14 protein-coding genes are annotated in these 15,038 nt (G+C 67.3%); 12 read left to right on the top strand and 2 right to left on the bottom strand.

Features of this window, described 5'->3' with window-relative positions; translation table 11 throughout:
- Position 1 precedes the first annotated feature (1 nt).
- Positions 2–394 (bottom strand): DUF3592 domain-containing protein, encoded by a 393-nt coding sequence (locus DTA22_RS06175; protein ID WP_112298789.1) that lies wholly within the window; start codon positions 392–394, stop codon positions 2–4.
- 248 nt (positions 395–642) lie between these two features.
- On the opposite strand from DTA22_RS06175, the gene DTA22_RS06165 reads away from it, so the two are divergent.
- From DTA22_RS06165 to DTA22_RS06115, 11 genes are all read left to right on the top strand, one after another.
- Positions 643–1,608 carry an ABC transporter permease gene (locus tag DTA22_RS06165; protein ID WP_174233745.1) on the top strand — a complete coding sequence of 322 codons (966 nt, stop codon included), beginning with the start codon at positions 643–645 and terminating at the stop codon, positions 1,606–1,608.
- Entirely contained in the window at positions 1,605–2,468 is an 864-nt protein-coding gene (locus tag DTA22_RS06160) for an ABC transporter permease (protein ID WP_174233744.1), read from the top strand. The genes DTA22_RS06165 and DTA22_RS06160 overlap by 4 nt, the downstream gene beginning before the upstream one ends.
- Positions 2,468–4,150 carry a dipeptide ABC transporter ATP-binding protein gene (locus DTA22_RS06155; protein WP_245973454.1) on the top strand — a complete coding sequence of 561 codons (1,683 nt, stop codon included), beginning with the start codon at positions 2,468–2,470 and terminating at the stop codon, positions 4,148–4,150. The genes DTA22_RS06160 and DTA22_RS06155 overlap by 1 nt, the downstream gene beginning before the upstream one ends.
- Before the next feature lie 56 nt (positions 4,151–4,206).
- On the top strand, positions 4,207–5,832 hold the full coding sequence (locus DTA22_RS06150) for an ABC transporter substrate-binding protein (protein ID WP_245973455.1): 1,626 nt from the start codon (positions 4,207–4,209) through the stop codon (positions 5,830–5,832).
- A gap of 105 nt (positions 5,833–5,937) precedes the next feature.
- Positions 5,938–6,837 carry an LLM class flavin-dependent oxidoreductase gene (locus DTA22_RS06145; protein ID WP_112298786.1) on the top strand — a complete coding sequence of 300 codons (900 nt, stop codon included), beginning with the start codon at positions 5,938–5,940 and terminating at the stop codon, positions 6,835–6,837.
- Between the two features lie 28 nt (positions 6,838–6,865).
- Positions 6,866–8,095, top strand: coding sequence for an acyl-CoA dehydrogenase family protein (locus DTA22_RS06140; protein ID WP_112298785.1), 1,230 nt, complete (start codon positions 6,866–6,868; stop codon positions 8,093–8,095).
- 16 nt (positions 8,096–8,111) lie between these two features.
- The gene (locus DTA22_RS06135) at positions 8,112–9,407 is read left to right on the top strand and encodes an LLM class flavin-dependent oxidoreductase (protein WP_112298784.1); all 1,296 of its coding nucleotides are present in this window, start codon (positions 8,112–8,114) and stop codon (positions 9,405–9,407) included.
- Positions 9,408–9,434: 27 nt separating this feature from the next.
- Entirely contained in the window at positions 9,435–10,163 is a 729-nt protein-coding gene (locus DTA22_RS06130; RefSeq protein WP_037226859.1) for an IclR family transcriptional regulator, read from the top strand.
- A 113-nt stretch (positions 10,164–10,276) separates the two neighbouring features.
- Positions 10,277–11,233 (top strand): TauD/TfdA dioxygenase family protein, encoded by a 957-nt coding sequence (locus DTA22_RS06125; protein ID WP_112298783.1) that lies wholly within the window; start codon positions 10,277–10,279, stop codon positions 11,231–11,233.
- A gap of 74 nt (positions 11,234–11,307) precedes the next feature.
- A complete protein-coding gene (locus DTA22_RS06120) occupies positions 11,308–12,249 on the top strand; it encodes a TauD/TfdA dioxygenase family protein (RefSeq protein WP_112298782.1) in 942 nt (313 codons plus the stop codon).
- Positions 12,250–12,264: 15 nt separating this feature from the next.
- Entirely contained in the window at positions 12,265–13,314 is a 1,050-nt protein-coding gene (locus DTA22_RS06115) for an ABC transporter substrate-binding protein (RefSeq protein ID WP_112298781.1), read from the top strand.
- A gap of 51 nt (positions 13,315–13,365) precedes the next feature.
- Here the strand turns inward: DTA22_RS06115 and DTA22_RS06110 are convergent, their stop codons facing one another.
- Positions 13,366–14,193, bottom strand: coding sequence for an alpha/beta fold hydrolase (locus DTA22_RS06110; RefSeq protein WP_174233743.1), 828 nt, complete (start codon positions 14,191–14,193; stop codon positions 13,366–13,368).
- A 245-nt stretch (positions 14,194–14,438) separates the two neighbouring features.
- Here DTA22_RS06110 and DTA22_RS06105 point away from each other — a divergent pair, with 245 nt between their 5' ends.
- Positions 14,439–15,023: a C40 family peptidase gene (locus DTA22_RS06105; protein ID WP_112298779.1), complete on the top strand. Its 585-nt coding sequence runs from the start codon at positions 14,439–14,441 to the stop codon at positions 15,021–15,023.
- Positions 15,024–15,038 lie beyond the last annotated feature (15 nt).

Here is a 15,038-nt window from a genome sequence, read left to right as displayed (position 1 = left end):
GTCAAGGGGCATCTCCTGAGAAGAGGGTGGATGTCGCGAGGGCGAGGGATGTCAGCCCCAGGACGACCAGCAACATCGATACGAACGCACTGCGCCGGAGGACACTGGACTGCGGATTCCGCGGGTCGTACCACAGCCAGAGGGACTGTCCGACAACGAATTCGCCCCTACCCGCGTCGGACAGCGAGGCGCCGAGTGCCGGACCGGGATCGAATGTCCTGCGCTGACCGACGAACTCGTCGCTTCCGACCCGATACGAGTAGGTGATCGACGGCCGTATGCCGACGATCGAGCACTCGGATCCGGTCCACGACCGGGACCTCCACAGCGCGAGGACGCCCGGAACCCCACGGAACAGGAGGAACGCACCCGCGATGACCCAGACGGTGATCACACGGGCGACGTTACGGCCCGGTCGGTGTGTCGTACAGCCTTCTCCGCAGCGTGAGCGGAACGCGAACCTGCGTGTTCCTGGCAGGCCGCAGGGGTTCGAATGGCATTGGCCGGCAGCCGGTTAGGAAGTTCGTTGAAATCAGGACGAGCGGAAGACTCGGATAACGGAGGGTCGACGGCCTACGGTTGCCGGGCAGGAAAACTTCGCAGAACCTCCACATCCGGCAGCATTTTCCGAAGGTGCGCGCAATGAGACCGAATTACTGGTACCTGGCGCGACGGGTGGGGCAGGCGTTCGTCGTGATCGCGCTGGCCTACACGCTCGTGTTCTTCGTACTCAACGTTCTTCCGGGCAATCCGATCGAATCGCAGATCAACAGTCCCGAGAACCCGATCTCGGCGGAGGACGCCGAAGTGCTCATCGCCTATTACAACCTCGACAAATCGGCGTTCGAGCAGTTCGCGCTGTCCGTGCAGCGCCTGGTCGTGCACGGTGACCTCGGTTTCTCGCTGACCTCCGGCAAATCTGTGGAACACCTGCTGTTCTCGGCCCTTCCCTCGACTCTGAAGCTGGCGTCCACGGCGTTGCTGCTCGCCATCGTGTTCGCGTTCGGCATCGCACTGACCGCGGTGTTCGCCAAGGGGGCGCGCATCCGTGAGGCCGCCCGCGCCATACCGGCGGCGTTTCTGTCGACACCGTCGTTCATCGTCGGGCTGCTGCTGCTCCAGTTCTTCGCGTTCGAGCTCGGCCTGGTCTCCGCCATCAGGGACGAGGGCGTGCGCTCGGTGATTCTGCCGGCGATCGCGCTGGCCATCCCCGTGTCCGCGCCCATCGCGCAGGTGCTCATCCAGGGACTGCAGAATGCGTCCGGTCAACCGTATGTCGACGTACTGCGGTCGAAGGGGCTGACGGAGAACCGGATCATCTTCCGGCACGTCCTCGGGAACGGCTCGATCCCGACGATCACGATCGTCGCCATCACGGTCGGGGAACTCCTCGCGGGGTCGGTCATCACCGAAACAGTGTTCTCCCGCACCGGAATCGGTTACCTCACCGAGCAAGCGGTCCGCAATCAGGACACCCCTGTCATTCAGGCGGTGGTGATCCTGGTGTCGGTCATCTTCGTGGTCGCGAACCTGCTCGCTGATCTCGCGTACCCGCTGATCGACCCCCGGATCTCCCTCACACCGGACAAGAAAGTGGTCACAGCATGAGTGTTCAGGCGACGGTCCCGAGCGCACCGGTCGTTCCTGCGCCGCGGCCGGCGTGGGTACGTCGGCACGGACTGACCGTCGGCGACGTCCTGTCCGTGGCGTTCCTGCTCCTGGTGCTGGCATGCATTCTCCTGCCGGGCGTGCTGGCACCCTTCGATCCGCTGGCGGAGTCCCCGGAGCATCCGCTGGAGGCGCCGAGTCTCGGACATCCGTTCGGAACCGACTACATCGGCCGCGACGTGCTCAGCCGCGTCATCCACGGGTCGGCCACCACGATCAGCGGTTCCGTCATCGCGGTGATTCTCGGACTGGTCGTCGGGAGTGTACTCGGCCTGACCTCGGCGTACTTCGGCCGTGCCTACGACACAGCCGTCAGCCGTGTCGTCGACGTCCTGCTGTCCATTCCGGCTCTGCTGCTGGCCATCACCATCATCGTCGCGCTGGGCTTCGGAACGGTCAACGCCGCCATCGCCGTCGGCGTCTCCTCCGTCGCGATCTTCTGCCGATTGATGCGCTCGGAGGTCCTCACGATCAAACACCAGCCATTCGTCGAGGCAAGTGAGCATCTCGGCGCCAACAAGATCTGGCTGCTGGGACGCCACATTCTCCCCAACGCCTACTCCTCGGTGCTGTCCCTGGCGGCGCTGCAGTTCGGCTCCGCGATCCTCTCCATCGCGGCACTGAGTTTCCTCGGATACGGCGCGCAGCCGCCGAATCCGGAATGGGGCCTTCTCATCGCGGAAGGCCGCAATTACATCGCCACCGCGCCGTGGTTGGTGGCGTTCCCGAGCGTGGTCATCATTCTGACCGTGCTCAGTGTCGGCAAATTGAGTCACATCGTCCGGAAGCAGGTGGGTTGATGACAGCGGTCGCGGAAGCAGCGGCCACGAGTTCTGCCGGGCGGCGCGGCAACGGTCCCTTGATCGTTGCGAGGTCGCTGCACATCGAATACGCGTCCGAAGCGTCGCACCTCCCCGCCGTACAGGTGGTGGACGACGTGAGCTTCCAACTCGAGCGCGGGCAGACGCTCGCCGTCGTCGGCCAGTCGGGTTCGGGGAAGACCACCATCGCGCGGGCGGCCATCGGACTCCTCCCGTCACACGGCCGGATCTCGTCCGGGAGCGTGCACATCCTCGGACGGGACGTGACCCGGTACGAACAGAAGCAGTGGCGCGACCTGCGCGGCGGCACCATCGGATACGTGCCGCAGGATCCGCTCGGTTCGCTCGACCCACTGCAACGCGTCGGCGACCAGGTGGCGGAGACGCTCCTCGTGCACGGGCGGGCCACCCGCCGGGACGTGCGGTCGAAGGTGACCCGCCTGCTCGACCGCGTGGGTATCCGCAATCCCGCCGAACGCGCGCGGTCCTACCCCCACCAACTGTCCGGCGGCCAGCTGCAACGCGTCCTCATCGCGATCGCGATCGCCGTCGAGCCCGCGGTCCTGGTCGCGGACGAACCGACGTCGGCGCTCGACGTCACCGTGCAGAAACGCATTCTCGATCTCCTGGCCGACCTGCAGGACGAACTGGGCCTCGGCATCCTGTTCATCACCCACGACCTGGCGCTGGTGCGTGAGCACAGTGATTCGGTTCTGGTCCTCAACGAGGGCCGCGTCCGTGAGGCCGGACCCGCGAGTGAGGTCCTCGACCACCCGACGGACCCCTACACCGTCACACTGATGAGTGATGCGCCCGCGCTCTCACCCGGCAAGTACGCCCACCGGCGCGCCGTTGCGGACCTGTCCGCGACACCGTTGCTCGAAGTGCGGAATCTGACGAAGACGTTCGCGACAGGCAGACGGGGCAAGGGGCAGGCGTCCACGGTGGCCGCACTCGACTCGGTGTCGTTCTCCGTCGCCCGCGGCAGCACGCACGCGCTGGTCGGTGAGTCGGGCTCCGGGAAGACCACGACCGCGCGAATCATCGCAGGACTCAGCACGTTCGACTCCGGTGAGGTGTTCGTCGACGGGCGGCCCCTGAAGACCGACCCGCGGTCGTACCGCCAGAACGCCCGACTGCTGCAGACGGTGCAACAGAATCCTCTGGCCGCGATGGACCCCCGCTACACCATTGCCGACGTGATCGAGGAGCCCCTGCGCATCGTCGGATCGGGTGATCGGGCGAGCCGGCACTCCGCGGTGCGTGACGTCCTCGATCGGGTCGCGCTGCCGTCCGACGTGCTCGGGCGGAGGCCGCTGGAGATCTCGGGAGGTCAACGTCAACGGGTGGTGCTGGCGCGCGCACTCGTCCTGGCACCGCAGATCCTGGTGCTCGACGAGCCGACGTCCGCGCTGGACGTCACGGTACAGGCGCAGATCGTCGACCTTCTGGTGGACCTGCAGACGCAACTCGGTTTGACGTACCTGTTCATCTCGCACGACCTCAGCCTGGTCCGCCAGATCTCCGACACGGTGACCGTGCTCGAACACGGCCGCCTCGTCGAGTCCGGTTCGATCACCGAGGTTTTCGGCAACCCGGCCGACCCGTACACGGCGCGACTGATCGACGCGGTCCCCGGCAGGATTCCGCTCACGGTGTGACTGCTGCCGCCCAGAGAATTCGATGCCACTTCACACAACCCGGAGGTTCACGGCTCATGGCACGCAGGTTCGGACGCTTCCGCCTCGCGGCGTGCATCGCGGCGACGGCGGTGGTGGTGGCGTCCTGCAGTCAGGCGCACGGCGCCACCGAAACGGGATCGCAGGTCAAGCAGGGGGGAGACCTGGTGTATCTCGACGCCGAGGTGACGGCGTCGATGCAGATCCAGGTGTCGTACTGGCAGAACAGCCTGGTCAAGGATCAGCTTCTCGACAGGCTGGTGTACCAGGATCCGGAGACCTTCGAGTTCGTGCCGTGGATCGCGCGGAGCTGGACCGTCGACGAACCCGGAACCACCTACCAGTTCGTCATCCGGGACGGCGTCACCTACAGCGACGGCACTCCGCTCGACGCGGCCAGCGTGAAACGCAACATCGAATGGCTGGCCGAGGGCGACAAGCCGAAGGGGATTCCCCGCAACGCCTGGTTCCCGAAGGTGACGGCGGTCGACACCGATGCGGCCGCCCGCACCGTCACCGTGCACCTCGCGGAACCGAACGCCCCGTTCCTGGCAGCGTTGTCGATGAACACGGCAGGCCTCGTCGCGGACGCAACGATCGACGCGAGCAAGGAAGATCAATCGGTGGTGACCAATCTGATCGGCAGCGGCCCCTTCGTCGCGGAGTCGGAGATTCCGAACAAGGAGATCCGACTCGTCAAACGCCGCGGATACGACTGGGCGCCCGCCACCGCGAATCACCAGGGTGAGGCGTACCTCGATTCGGTCACGGTGGTGCCCATCGAGGAGGACAGCATCCGCGTGGGCGCGTTGCGCTCCGGGGAGGGCGACGCCCTCCGCTACACGCAACCGCCGGACGAGGCGCTGCTGCAGAAGGAGGGGTTCACCGTTCTGGGCCTGCGCACGCCGGGTCTGGCCAACGTCCTGGACGTGCGTCAGACCGCCGATTTCGTCGACGACGTCAACGTTCGCAAGGCCGTGATGTACGGGATCGACCGGGACCAGATCGTGTCCACGCTGTACTCGGACAACTGGAAGCCCGCGAACAGCATCATCACCGAGGGCGCGCTGGGGTGGAAGGACCGTTCCGACGAGGTGCGATTCGACCCGGACGAGGCGAATCGCCGGCTCGACGCGTCGGGGTGGACCACGCGGAACGCGGACGGGATCCGGGAGAAGGACGGCAGGCAACTCGAACTCAGCCTGTACATCGACGTCTACGACCACACGTCGCAACCGTTGTACGAACTCGTGCAGCGTCAGCTCCGTGCGGTCGGAATCTCGCTGCAGCTGAGGCAGACCGACTTCGCGAACTATCCGAAGGCGACCGCGGATCCGAAACTGAGCCTGCGCCGGAACGGGTGGCCCACGGCCGACACCTTCCGGTTGACCCAGAACTACGACAGCGACCAGGGTGATCTGTTCCAGCTCGAAGGCAACGACCCGTATCTCGACGGCCTGCTCCGTTCGCAGGTCACCGAGACGGACCGGAGCAAGCGGATCGCGTTGATCGAACAGATCCAGGATCACGTGATCGACAACGCCTACACGATCCCCCTGCTGCTGGATACCCAGATCTTCGCCGTCGCCCCGCACATCCACGACTTCCGCAATGCGGCCAACTCCGTGCCCTGGTTCTACGACACGTGGACGGAACACAAGTGAGTGCTGTTGTGGGACAACATGCGTCCAGAATCAGAGTGAGCGCAACGCTCGTCCCGTGAGCGATGCTCTGGGAAGGTTACGACTATCGCGGAAAGGGGAACCGTCATGAGCCGTCATTCCGTCGTCGGACTGCACGTCGACGCCGCCGTCGTCACCGAACTTCTCGACCCGAGGTGGCCGGCGCGACGAGAGGAGTTCGGGCGCAGCATCGACGAGTCGGGAATCGACTTCGTCGTTCTCGGCGGTGACCGCCTGGACGCGGGGGAATCGAGTCACGCGACGATCGATGCGACCGTGGCCGCCACCGTCCTGGCTCGTCACACGACGTCGGTCGGACTGGTGGTCGCCGGTGCTCCCGTCCGCGATCATCCCTTCAATCTCGCACGACGGCTCGGGTCGCTCGACCACGGATCCCACGGCAGGGTCGGATGGCTCATCGGGTCGGGCCCGGTGGACGCCGCGGTCGATGCCGTGTCGGTCGTCCGGAAGTTGTGGGAGAGCTGGCCGGCCGACAGCATCGTCGACGATGCCGAGCGCGGCATCTTCGCGGAATCCGACCGGATCGTCTACATCGATCATGCGGGTACGTTCTCCGTGTCGGGCCCGCTCAACGTCCCCGAACCACCGCAACGCAAGCCGCCCGTCTTCTGGCGCCCCGCGACCGCGGCCGAATTGGTGGCGGCGCGGCGCACGGCCGACGCCGTGATCCTCGCGGACGAGGATGCGGCGCGACGCTATCGGGCGCACTTCGACCCCGATGCCGCCCGTGACCAGGTGTTGCTGGTCGACCGGCAATGGACGCCCGGCGGCGTTTCCTCTCTGGCGACGGAAGCCGACGGGGTGGTCTTCCGGGGAGCCACCACGACCACCGTGCCCGCCCTGCTCGACGCGGTACGGCGGGAGCCGATCCTCCGGGACCCGCGGCGCACCCTGCGTGACCGTCTGGGCTTGCAGGCGGCGGAGACCGTACTGTCCGGCGGCCGCAGCGCGTTCCCGGTCAGCTGAGCATTCCACCGAAGACAGGAGATTCACCATGACAGCGGTATCCGAGGCCCCCGCACCGGAGGCGGTGCGTCCGCCGGCACGCGGTTCCGCCGAATTGGCGGCCGTGATCGCCGAGATTGCCGAGGACGCCGCGCGGCGGCGGGCCCGTGGCGGGACCGAAGGACCGCGGCGGGCCGTCGAGTTGATCCGCGAACACCGGCTCGGGGCCGTGCGTGTGCCACGGGAACACGGCGGCGGTGGCTATACGTTGCAGGATCTCTTCGATCTGGTGATCGACCTCGCCGAGGCCGATCCCGATGTGCCACACGTCATCCGGGTCCACTACGCCTTCGTCGAGGAAGTGCTGCGGGTCCCGCGCACCGAACGCAAGGACGCATGGTTGCCGGAGATCCTGTCGGGCAAACTGTTCGGTGGCGCATCCTCGGAGCTGAGCACCCGCGCCGTCGGCTCCTACAGCTTCGAATCCACACTGACACCGCATCCCGGCGGGTATCGCCTCGACGGGGTCAAGTTCTACAGCACGGGTTCGCTGTACTCCGATTTCATCCGGGTCTCCGCCAACCTCCCGGACGGCAAGGCGCTCAGCGCCATCGTTCCCGCCGACCGGGCGGGGATCGTCCACAAGGACGACTGGGACGGGATCGGCCAGCGCCACACCGGCAGCGGGACGACGGTGTTCGAGAACGTCGCCGTCGACAAGTCCGAGACGCTGCCGTTCCGAGGCGGCGACGAGGAGACCCGGCCGCGGCAGGCCCTTCCCCAGTTGTACCTGCACGCGATCGCCGCGGGCATCCTACGTACCGTCACGACCGAGTCCGCCGAGCTGATCCGCGGCCGGCGGCGCAGCTTCGTGTTCGCTGTCGCCGAGGAACCACGGCACGACCCACAGTTGCTCGAGATCGTCGGCACGCTCTCCGCGGCAGCCTTCGCGGCGGAGTCCGTTGTCCGGGCCGCCGCGGCAGCACAGGATGTGGCCGCGGACGTCGCGCGCACGTCCGGCGTCGACACGAGGCTCGAGCAGGACGCCGCGGTACTGGCTGCCAAGGTGAAGGTGTCCATCGAGGACATCGCGCTCCGGGCAGCCACCCGGTTGTTCGAGGTCGGCGGCGCCTCGGCCACCCGGGAGTCGGCGCACCTGGACCGGCACTGGCGCAACCTGCGAACCCTGTTCTCCCACAACCCGACGGTGTACAAGGCGCGGGTGATCGGCGACCTCGTGGTCAACGAGACACCGCTGCCCGACACCGGTTACTTCTGATTCGGAAGGCACTGCCGTGAGTAGCTCCCGACGCCAACTGGTGCTCAATGTGAACGTGCTCGACGTGGGGATCGCCCCCGGAGCGTGGACGCTCGACGACGTGCACGCGCACTCCTTCGTCGATCTCGACCACTTCACCAGGGTCGCCCAGACCGCCGAGCGTGGCACCCTCGACGCGTTCTTCCTCGCCGACGGTCCCGGGTTCTGGGAGAACCCCCGGGTGAAGCCGACCCGGGCGCTGGAACCGTCGGTGATCCTGGCGGCCGTGGCGACGGCCACCGAGAACCTGGGCCTGATCGGGACCGCCTCCACGACGTTCAACGACCCGCGTGATCTCGCCGAACGCTTCCTCTCCCTCGACTACCTCAGCGGCGGCCGGGTGGCGTGGAACGTGGTCACCACGTATTCGCCGACGGCGGCAGCCAATTTCGGATTCGACCAGATCCCGGACCGCGACTACCGCTATCGCCGTGCCGAGGCGTTCGTCGGCGTGGTGACCGCGCTGTGGGAGAGCGCCCGGAGCGGTGTCCCGGTGTCGCACCACAGCGAGTTCTTCGACGTCGACGGAGTGCTGCGGGTGCCGCCGTCGGTGCAGGGGCAGCCGCCCCTCATCCAGGCGGGCGGGTCACCGGCCGGGCGTGACCTCGCCGGACGTACCGCGCACGGCGTCTTCTCCGCGGAGCTGACGCTCGACGCCGGGCGCAGGCACTACAAGCACGTCAAGGACGTGGCGCGTGCGGCCGGCCGCAATCCCGACGACGTGAAGATCCTGCCCGGGCTGATCACGGTGATCGGCTCGACCGAAGCGGAGGCTGTCGCTCGACACGAACAACTCCGTGCCCACGTCCCCGCGCAGTTCGGCTGGGACCGGCTGAGCCTGACCCTGGGCGTCCCGCTCGCGGAACTCGACCTCCACAAGCCGATCCCGGCGTCGCTGCTGGCCGGGCCACCCGACCCGGCGACGTTCGCGGGTTCCCTCGGGTTCCGCGAATCAGTGGTCGGGCTGGCGCGTGAGCGGAATCTGACCGTGGCCCAGCTTCTCCGCGAGTTGGACGGCGGTGGCGGGCACCGCGCCGTGATCGGCACACCGGGACAGGTGGCCGACACCATCGAGGCGTGGTTCCGCGCCGAGGCTGCCGACGGATTCAACCTGATGCCCGACGCGTTCCCGTCCGGACTCGACACCTTCGTCGACGAAGTGGTGCCCCTGCTCCGCAAGCGGGGGCTCTTCCGCCACGAATACGCGGAGAAGACCCTGCGTGAGCGCTTCGCGGTGCCGCTTCCCGAGTACGGCACCGCGCGGTCGGCCTGAGTTCGTTCAGACGGTAGGGAGGGGCTCGTGACGTCACCGCGTTCGGGCTCGCAGGCGGTGGAACGGGCGATCGCGGTACTCGCCTGCTTCGAGGGGGCCACCGACCTGACCGTCAGTGCTCTCGCCGCCCGCACCGGGTTGGCCGTCAGCACCGCGTATCGCATCGTGCAGGCCCTCGTCCGCGGCGGACTGCTCGAGCGCGACGAGCGGACCGACTGCTACCGGGTGGGGCCCAGCCTGATCTCCCTCGCCGTACCGTCGCTGGGGCGTCTCGACGCCGAATCGTTCGCCCCGCACCTGTATTCGCTCGCCGCGCATGTGAAGCTGACGGCCAGCCTCGGGGTCGCGAAGGACGATGTCGCGGTCACCGTCTTCTCGGCGCGCCCACCCGAACGGTTCTGCACGCATCAGCTGCCCGGGGCACGCCAACCGCTGCAGAGCAGCGCGATGGGGATGGCGATTCTGGCGTTCGGAACGCCGTCGGCACGGCGAAGCAGTTCGGTGGCGGCGTCCTCGGATCTCGAACGGGTCCGGCGGCTGGGGTACGCCGCGGCCTTCTCCTCGGAGAACCGGGACGTGCTCGCCGTCGCGGTTCCCGTTCTCGACGCCCAGGGTCGGCCCCGTGGCGCGTTGGGGGTGCAGGCGCTGCGCCGGCGACTCACCGACGATCTGGTGCGGGAGATCGTGCCGCCGATGCGCGGCGTCGCGGCGCGGATCGGTGCGGGCGCCGGATCTGCGTTTCCCGCGTTCCGGTAGGGAAAAACTCAGGGTGAACCTTTTTCGCATTGTGAAAATACCGTTGTAGCACCGTGGTTCGGGATTCGATGATGATCGCGACGTATCGATTCAGCCCGAAAACAGGAGTACTCATGACACTCACCACCGCCGCGCCCGCGAACTCGGATCAGACCGCCGACACCGCGCTCGAGGTCCGTCCCGTCGCCGGGCACATCGGCGCCGAGATCTCCGGAATCGACCTCCGGAAAGAACTGGCCGACAACGAGGTAGCGCAGGTACGCGACGCCCTGCACCGCTACAAGGTCGTGTTCTTCCGCGACCAGGAGATCGGGCACGCCGAACAGATCGCGTTCTCGCGGAAGTTCGGTGACGTGACGCCGTCGCATCCGTACGACGACGAAGCCCCCGAAGGTTTCCCGCAGATCCTCGCCGTCGACAGCCGCAAGTACGAGAAGCGCTTCGGGCGCAAGAAGTACAGCTACGACAACAAGTGGCACACCGATGTCACCGCGCTGATCAACCCGCCTGCAGGCACGATCCTGCGCGCGCACATCGTCCCGGAACAGGGCGGCGACACCCAGTGGACGAACCTCGTCGCCGCATACGAGGGTCTGCCGGACTCGTTGAAGGGCCTCGTCGACGGGCTCCGTGCCGAGCACCGGTTCGGTGGACGGCACCCGCAGTGGGCCGAGGACAGCAGCTACGCCCAGAAGACGCGGGAGAACCCGCTCGTCACCGAACACCCGGTGGTCCGCGTGCACCCGGTGACGGGGGAGCGGGCACTGTTCGTCACGCCCGGTTTCACCAGCCGCATCGTCGGGGTCTCGCCGTCGCAGAGCGACCGCCTGCTGGACCTGCTGTTCGCCGAGGTGACGAATCCCGCGTACACGGTGCGGTTCCGCTGGGCGCCGGGCAGCCTCGCGTTCTGGGACAACCGTGCCACCGCCCACCTCGCGCCTACCGACCTCGACCACCTCGACGTCACCCGCGTCCTCTACCGCACCACCCTCGAGGGCGACGTTCCCGTCGGCCCCGACGGCAAGGAGTCCACGTCCATCGCCGGTGCGGCCTTCCGCGGCGAGAAGTAGGCGCTGCGCGCCCGTGCGCGGTTGGCGAGTCTCTGGACTCGTCGGCCGCGCACAGAACCAAGGAGACAACAGAAATGACAGTTATCGACGACCGTCCCGGTGTCGCCACCGAGCTCCGCATCGCCCCCATCGCCGGCTACATCGGCGCCGAGGTCAGCGGTGTGGATCTCGCGGGTGACCTGGACGAGGCCACCGCTGCACGACTGCGGCAGGCGTTGCTCGACCACAAGGTGCTGTTCTTCCGCGACCAGCCTCTCGACCACGCGGCGCAGATCCGGTTCTCCCGTCACTTCGGGAAGGTGACGCCCGCCCACCCGTACGACTACAACGCCCCCGAGGGCTACCCGGAAATCCTGGAGGTGGACAGCCGCAAGTACGCGTCCCGCGGCGGCGCCCGCAAGTACAGCTACGCGAACTTCTGGCACACCGACGTCTCGGCGCTGGTGAACCCGCCGGCGATCACGTTTCTGCGGTCGGAACTGGTGCCGGACGTCGGGGGTGACACCACCTGGACCAATCTCGCTGCGGCGTATGCCAACCTGCCGGAATCGTTGAAGACGTTCGTGGACGGACTGCGCGCCGAGCACCGCTTCGGCGGGCGGCAGAAGCGGTGGGAGTCGGGCAGTGATGCCGAGCAGAACGTCACCACCAAGCCGATCGTGACGGAGCATCCGGTGGTCCGGGTGCATCCCGAAACCGGTGAGCGCGGGCTCTTCGTCACCCCGGGTTTCACGAGCCGCATCCTCGGTGTCTCCCCGGCGCAGAGCGACCGGATTCTCGACCTGCTGTTCGAGGAGGTCACGAACCCGGCCTACACCGTGCGTGTTCGCTGGCAGAACAACAGCATCGGGGTGTGGGACAACCGCATCACCGCGCACCTCGCGCCGGCGGATCTCGACCACCTGGACGTCGTGCGGGTTCTGTACCGCACCACCGTCGAAGGTGATGTTCCGGTCGGCGTCGACGGTCAGCCGTCGCGGTCGGTGGTCGGCAGCGCGTTCCACGGCGCCGACTGAGCCCCGGGAGACGACATGATCGCGGACTCGCCGATCGGGTTGCGCCGCAACAGATCGATCGTTGCAGCGGTGTTGGGAGCAGCAGTGGCGCTGGTGGTGGCCGCGTGTGGTGGGTCGGCGTCGGGCGGGGTCACCACGGCGGACGGCAAGACGGTGCTGCGGTACGAGGGGAGCCCGGCCAGTGTCACCTTCCCCGAACTCGCGGAGGATCTCGGCTACTTCGAGAAGGTGCAGCTGGAGTGGCTGGGCGACACCACGAGTGGACCGCAGAGCATTCAGTCGGCGGCCACCGGGGACACCGATTTCGGGTCCGCGTTCAACGGCGCCATCGCGAAACTCGTCGACGCCGGCGCGCCGCTGACCGGGGTCGTGTCGGTGTACGGTTCGGACGGCGACACCGAGGACGACAGCTTCAACGGCTACTACGTCGTCGAGGGCAGTCCCATCCGGACGGCCCGTGATCTGATCGGCGAGAAGGTGGGGATCAACACCCTCGGCGCCTACCACGAGTACGTCATCAAGGAATGGCTGTTCCGTGCCGGACTGACCAACGACGAGATCAACCAGGTCGAGCTGACCGTCGTGCCCCCGAACAACACGGAACAGGCACTGCGGTCGGGACAGATCGACGTGGGGAATCTCGGCGGGATCGTGAAGGATGCCGCGCTCGGCCGGGGCGGGTTGACGCCGCTGTTCACGGATGTCGATCTCACCGGACCGTTGGGGATCGGGTCGGTGGTGTTCCGGAACGACTTCATCGCCGAGAACGAGGACGCCACCCGCGACTTCGTGCAAGGTGTCGCGCGTGCCGTGCGATGGACGCAGACGGTCCCGAAGGAGGAGGTGGTCGACCGGTTCGTGAAGATCATCGAGGGTCGTGGACGGAACGAGTCCACGGAGTTCGTCCGGCAGTGGAAGAGTGCCGGCGTGCCCGCGCCCGGGGGAGTGATCGCCCCTGGGGAGTTCCAGATCTGGATCGACCAGGGCGTGCGGTTGGGGGTGCTGAAACCCGGAGGAGCGGCGGCGGAGGACCTCTTCACGAACGAGTACAACCCGTACGCGTAGGCGGCTCCGCCGCCCGTGCGTGGTTTGTGAGTCTCTGGACTCGTCAACCACTCACGGGCTGCGGAGTGACCGGCGGACGGCGTCGGCGAAGGACGTCGGGTCGTGGATCAGCCAGCCGTGACCGCCCGTCACGGTGAGGACGGGCGGATTGCGGAGTGCCTTCCTCATCGACTCGAAACTGGCGAGTGGAATCGTCCGGTCCCCGCGACCCCAGACGAGGGACACCGGTAGGCCCCGGTCGGCGAGGACGCCCAGTTCGCGGCGCAGGTCCGCCCGTCTGGCCAGGTGTGCCGTGCGCCACACCGCACCCGGATCCCGCAGCGTGTTGGGCAGGAAACCGTTGACGAGCGACGCCGTCGTGTGGGCGATGGTCCGGATCGACAGCGCCTCACCCAGTGCCGACGCGCCCCAGTCCCACAGTGGCCGCTCGCCGATGGGCCGGATTCCCCAGCCGTCGGACGACCAGGCGCCACCGCCGACCGAGTTGACGAGCACCAGGCGCGCGACCCGCTCCGGGAGGTCGTGGGCGGTCTGAATGGCGACGCCCCCGCCGAAGGAGTGGCCGACCAGTGTCACCGGCTCGCTGATTCCCGCGTCGTCGAGGAACCGTCCCAGCCAGGCCGCGTAACCGGCGAAGGTCCGGGCCTCGGGCGGATGGTCAGGAGTTCCGCCGAATCCGGGCAGCGTCGGAGTGACGACGCGATGCCCCTGCTGGGCGAGCATCGACAGGCTGTGGCCGTACACCCGCGGGGTGAGCCCCCAGCCGTGCAGGAAGACGACGGGCGAGCCACGCCCCACGACAGTGAGGGGCGCGGCGTCCGCACCTGCGGGTTCCCCGAAGATCTCGGGTTCTGAGTTCTGGATCAGTGACACGCACAACAGCGTGGACGACGCGCATGCCTCCGGTAACGGGCCGAATTGCCTGAAGGCATACCTGTTTTTGACGTTTCGTGACGGACCGGTCGGTTCGAGATCGGATTGTTATATACCTGGATTGCGAAAACAGGTATGTGTATGGGCCATTCGGCCGTTGTCCGCTGAGTCCGTGACCGGCATGTTATCTAACGTCTCGTCCGAGCGGCACCGATGTCGCCGGATTCTCATGAATCGAAGGACTCAGCTCAATGGCCAAGCATAGATTGCGTCGGGGCAATCGTCTGCAGTTTTCGACCGGCGGTCTTCTGATCGCCGCCGGTGTGGGAGTGGGAGCGTTTCTGCTTCCCGTTGCTCCCGCTGCAGCGGAGCCGATCACGATCCCAGGGATTGGGACGTTCGAGGTACCAGGCATACCACCAGTGCCTCCGGCTCCGGCTCCGAACCCAGGGCCCCTCCCGGGACCCCTGCCTGCCCCGCCGGCGTTGCCGTCCACGCACGGCACGCAGGCTCTCGCGGCCGCCGAATCGAAGATCGGATCGCCGTACGTCTGGGGTGCCACCGGGCCGAACGCCTTCGATTGCTCGGGTCTGGTCCAGTGGGCGTACAAGCAGGCGGGCATCTCGGTGCCCCGCACCACCTACGACCAGGTGAACGGGGGAACACCCGTCGACAAGGGCAGCCTGCAGCCGGGTGACCTCGTCCTGTTCAACGGGGCGCAGCACGTCGGGCTCTACGCCGGGAACGGCACGGTCGTCCACGCGCCCACCTCCGGGCAGCCCGTGAAGCAGGCGCCCCTCGATTCGATGCCGTTCTACGCGGCGCGCCGGTACTAGGCGGCTCCGCCGCCC

Source organism: Rhodococcus wratislaviensis (assembly GCF_900455735.1).
Lineage (GTDB): Bacteria > Actinomycetota > Actinomycetes > Mycobacteriales > Mycobacteriaceae > Rhodococcus_F > Rhodococcus_F wratislaviensis.
The sequence above is the reverse complement of the archived record's forward strand: the minus strand, read 5'-3'. Positions and strand labels throughout refer to the sequence as shown.

What these genes read in the sequence shown, in the direction of transcription:
- DTA22_RS06165 (WP_174233745.1), top strand. Translation starts at nt 643, where the DNA reads ATGAGACCGAATTACTGGTACCTGGCGCGACGGGTGGGGCAGGCGTTC.
- DTA22_RS06160 (WP_174233744.1), top strand. Translation starts at nt 1,605, where the DNA reads ATGAGTGTTCAGGCGACGGTCCCGAGCGCACCGGTCGTTCCTGCGCCG.
- DTA22_RS06155 (WP_245973454.1), top strand. Translation starts at nt 2,468, where the DNA reads ATGACAGCGGTCGCGGAAGCAGCGGCCACGAGTTCTGCCGGGCGGCGC.
- DTA22_RS06150 (WP_245973455.1), top strand. Translation starts at nt 4,207, where the DNA reads ATGGCACGCAGGTTCGGACGCTTCCGCCTCGCGGCGTGCATCGCGGCG.
- DTA22_RS06145 (WP_112298786.1), top strand. Translation starts at nt 5,938, where the DNA reads ATGAGCCGTCATTCCGTCGTCGGACTGCACGTCGACGCCGCCGTCGTC.
- DTA22_RS06140 (WP_112298785.1), top strand. Translation starts at nt 6,866, where the DNA reads ATGACAGCGGTATCCGAGGCCCCCGCACCGGAGGCGGTGCGTCCGCCG.
- DTA22_RS06125 (WP_112298783.1), top strand. Translation starts at nt 10,277, where the DNA reads ATGACACTCACCACCGCCGCGCCCGCGAACTCGGATCAGACCGCCGAC.
- DTA22_RS06120 (WP_112298782.1), top strand. Translation starts at nt 11,308, where the DNA reads ATGACAGTTATCGACGACCGTCCCGGTGTCGCCACCGAGCTCCGCATC.
- DTA22_RS06115 (WP_112298781.1), top strand. Translation starts at nt 12,265, where the DNA reads ATGATCGCGGACTCGCCGATCGGGTTGCGCCGCAACAGATCGATCGTT.
- DTA22_RS06105 (WP_112298779.1), top strand. Translation starts at nt 14,439, where the DNA reads ATGGCCAAGCATAGATTGCGTCGGGGCAATCGTCTGCAGTTTTCGACC.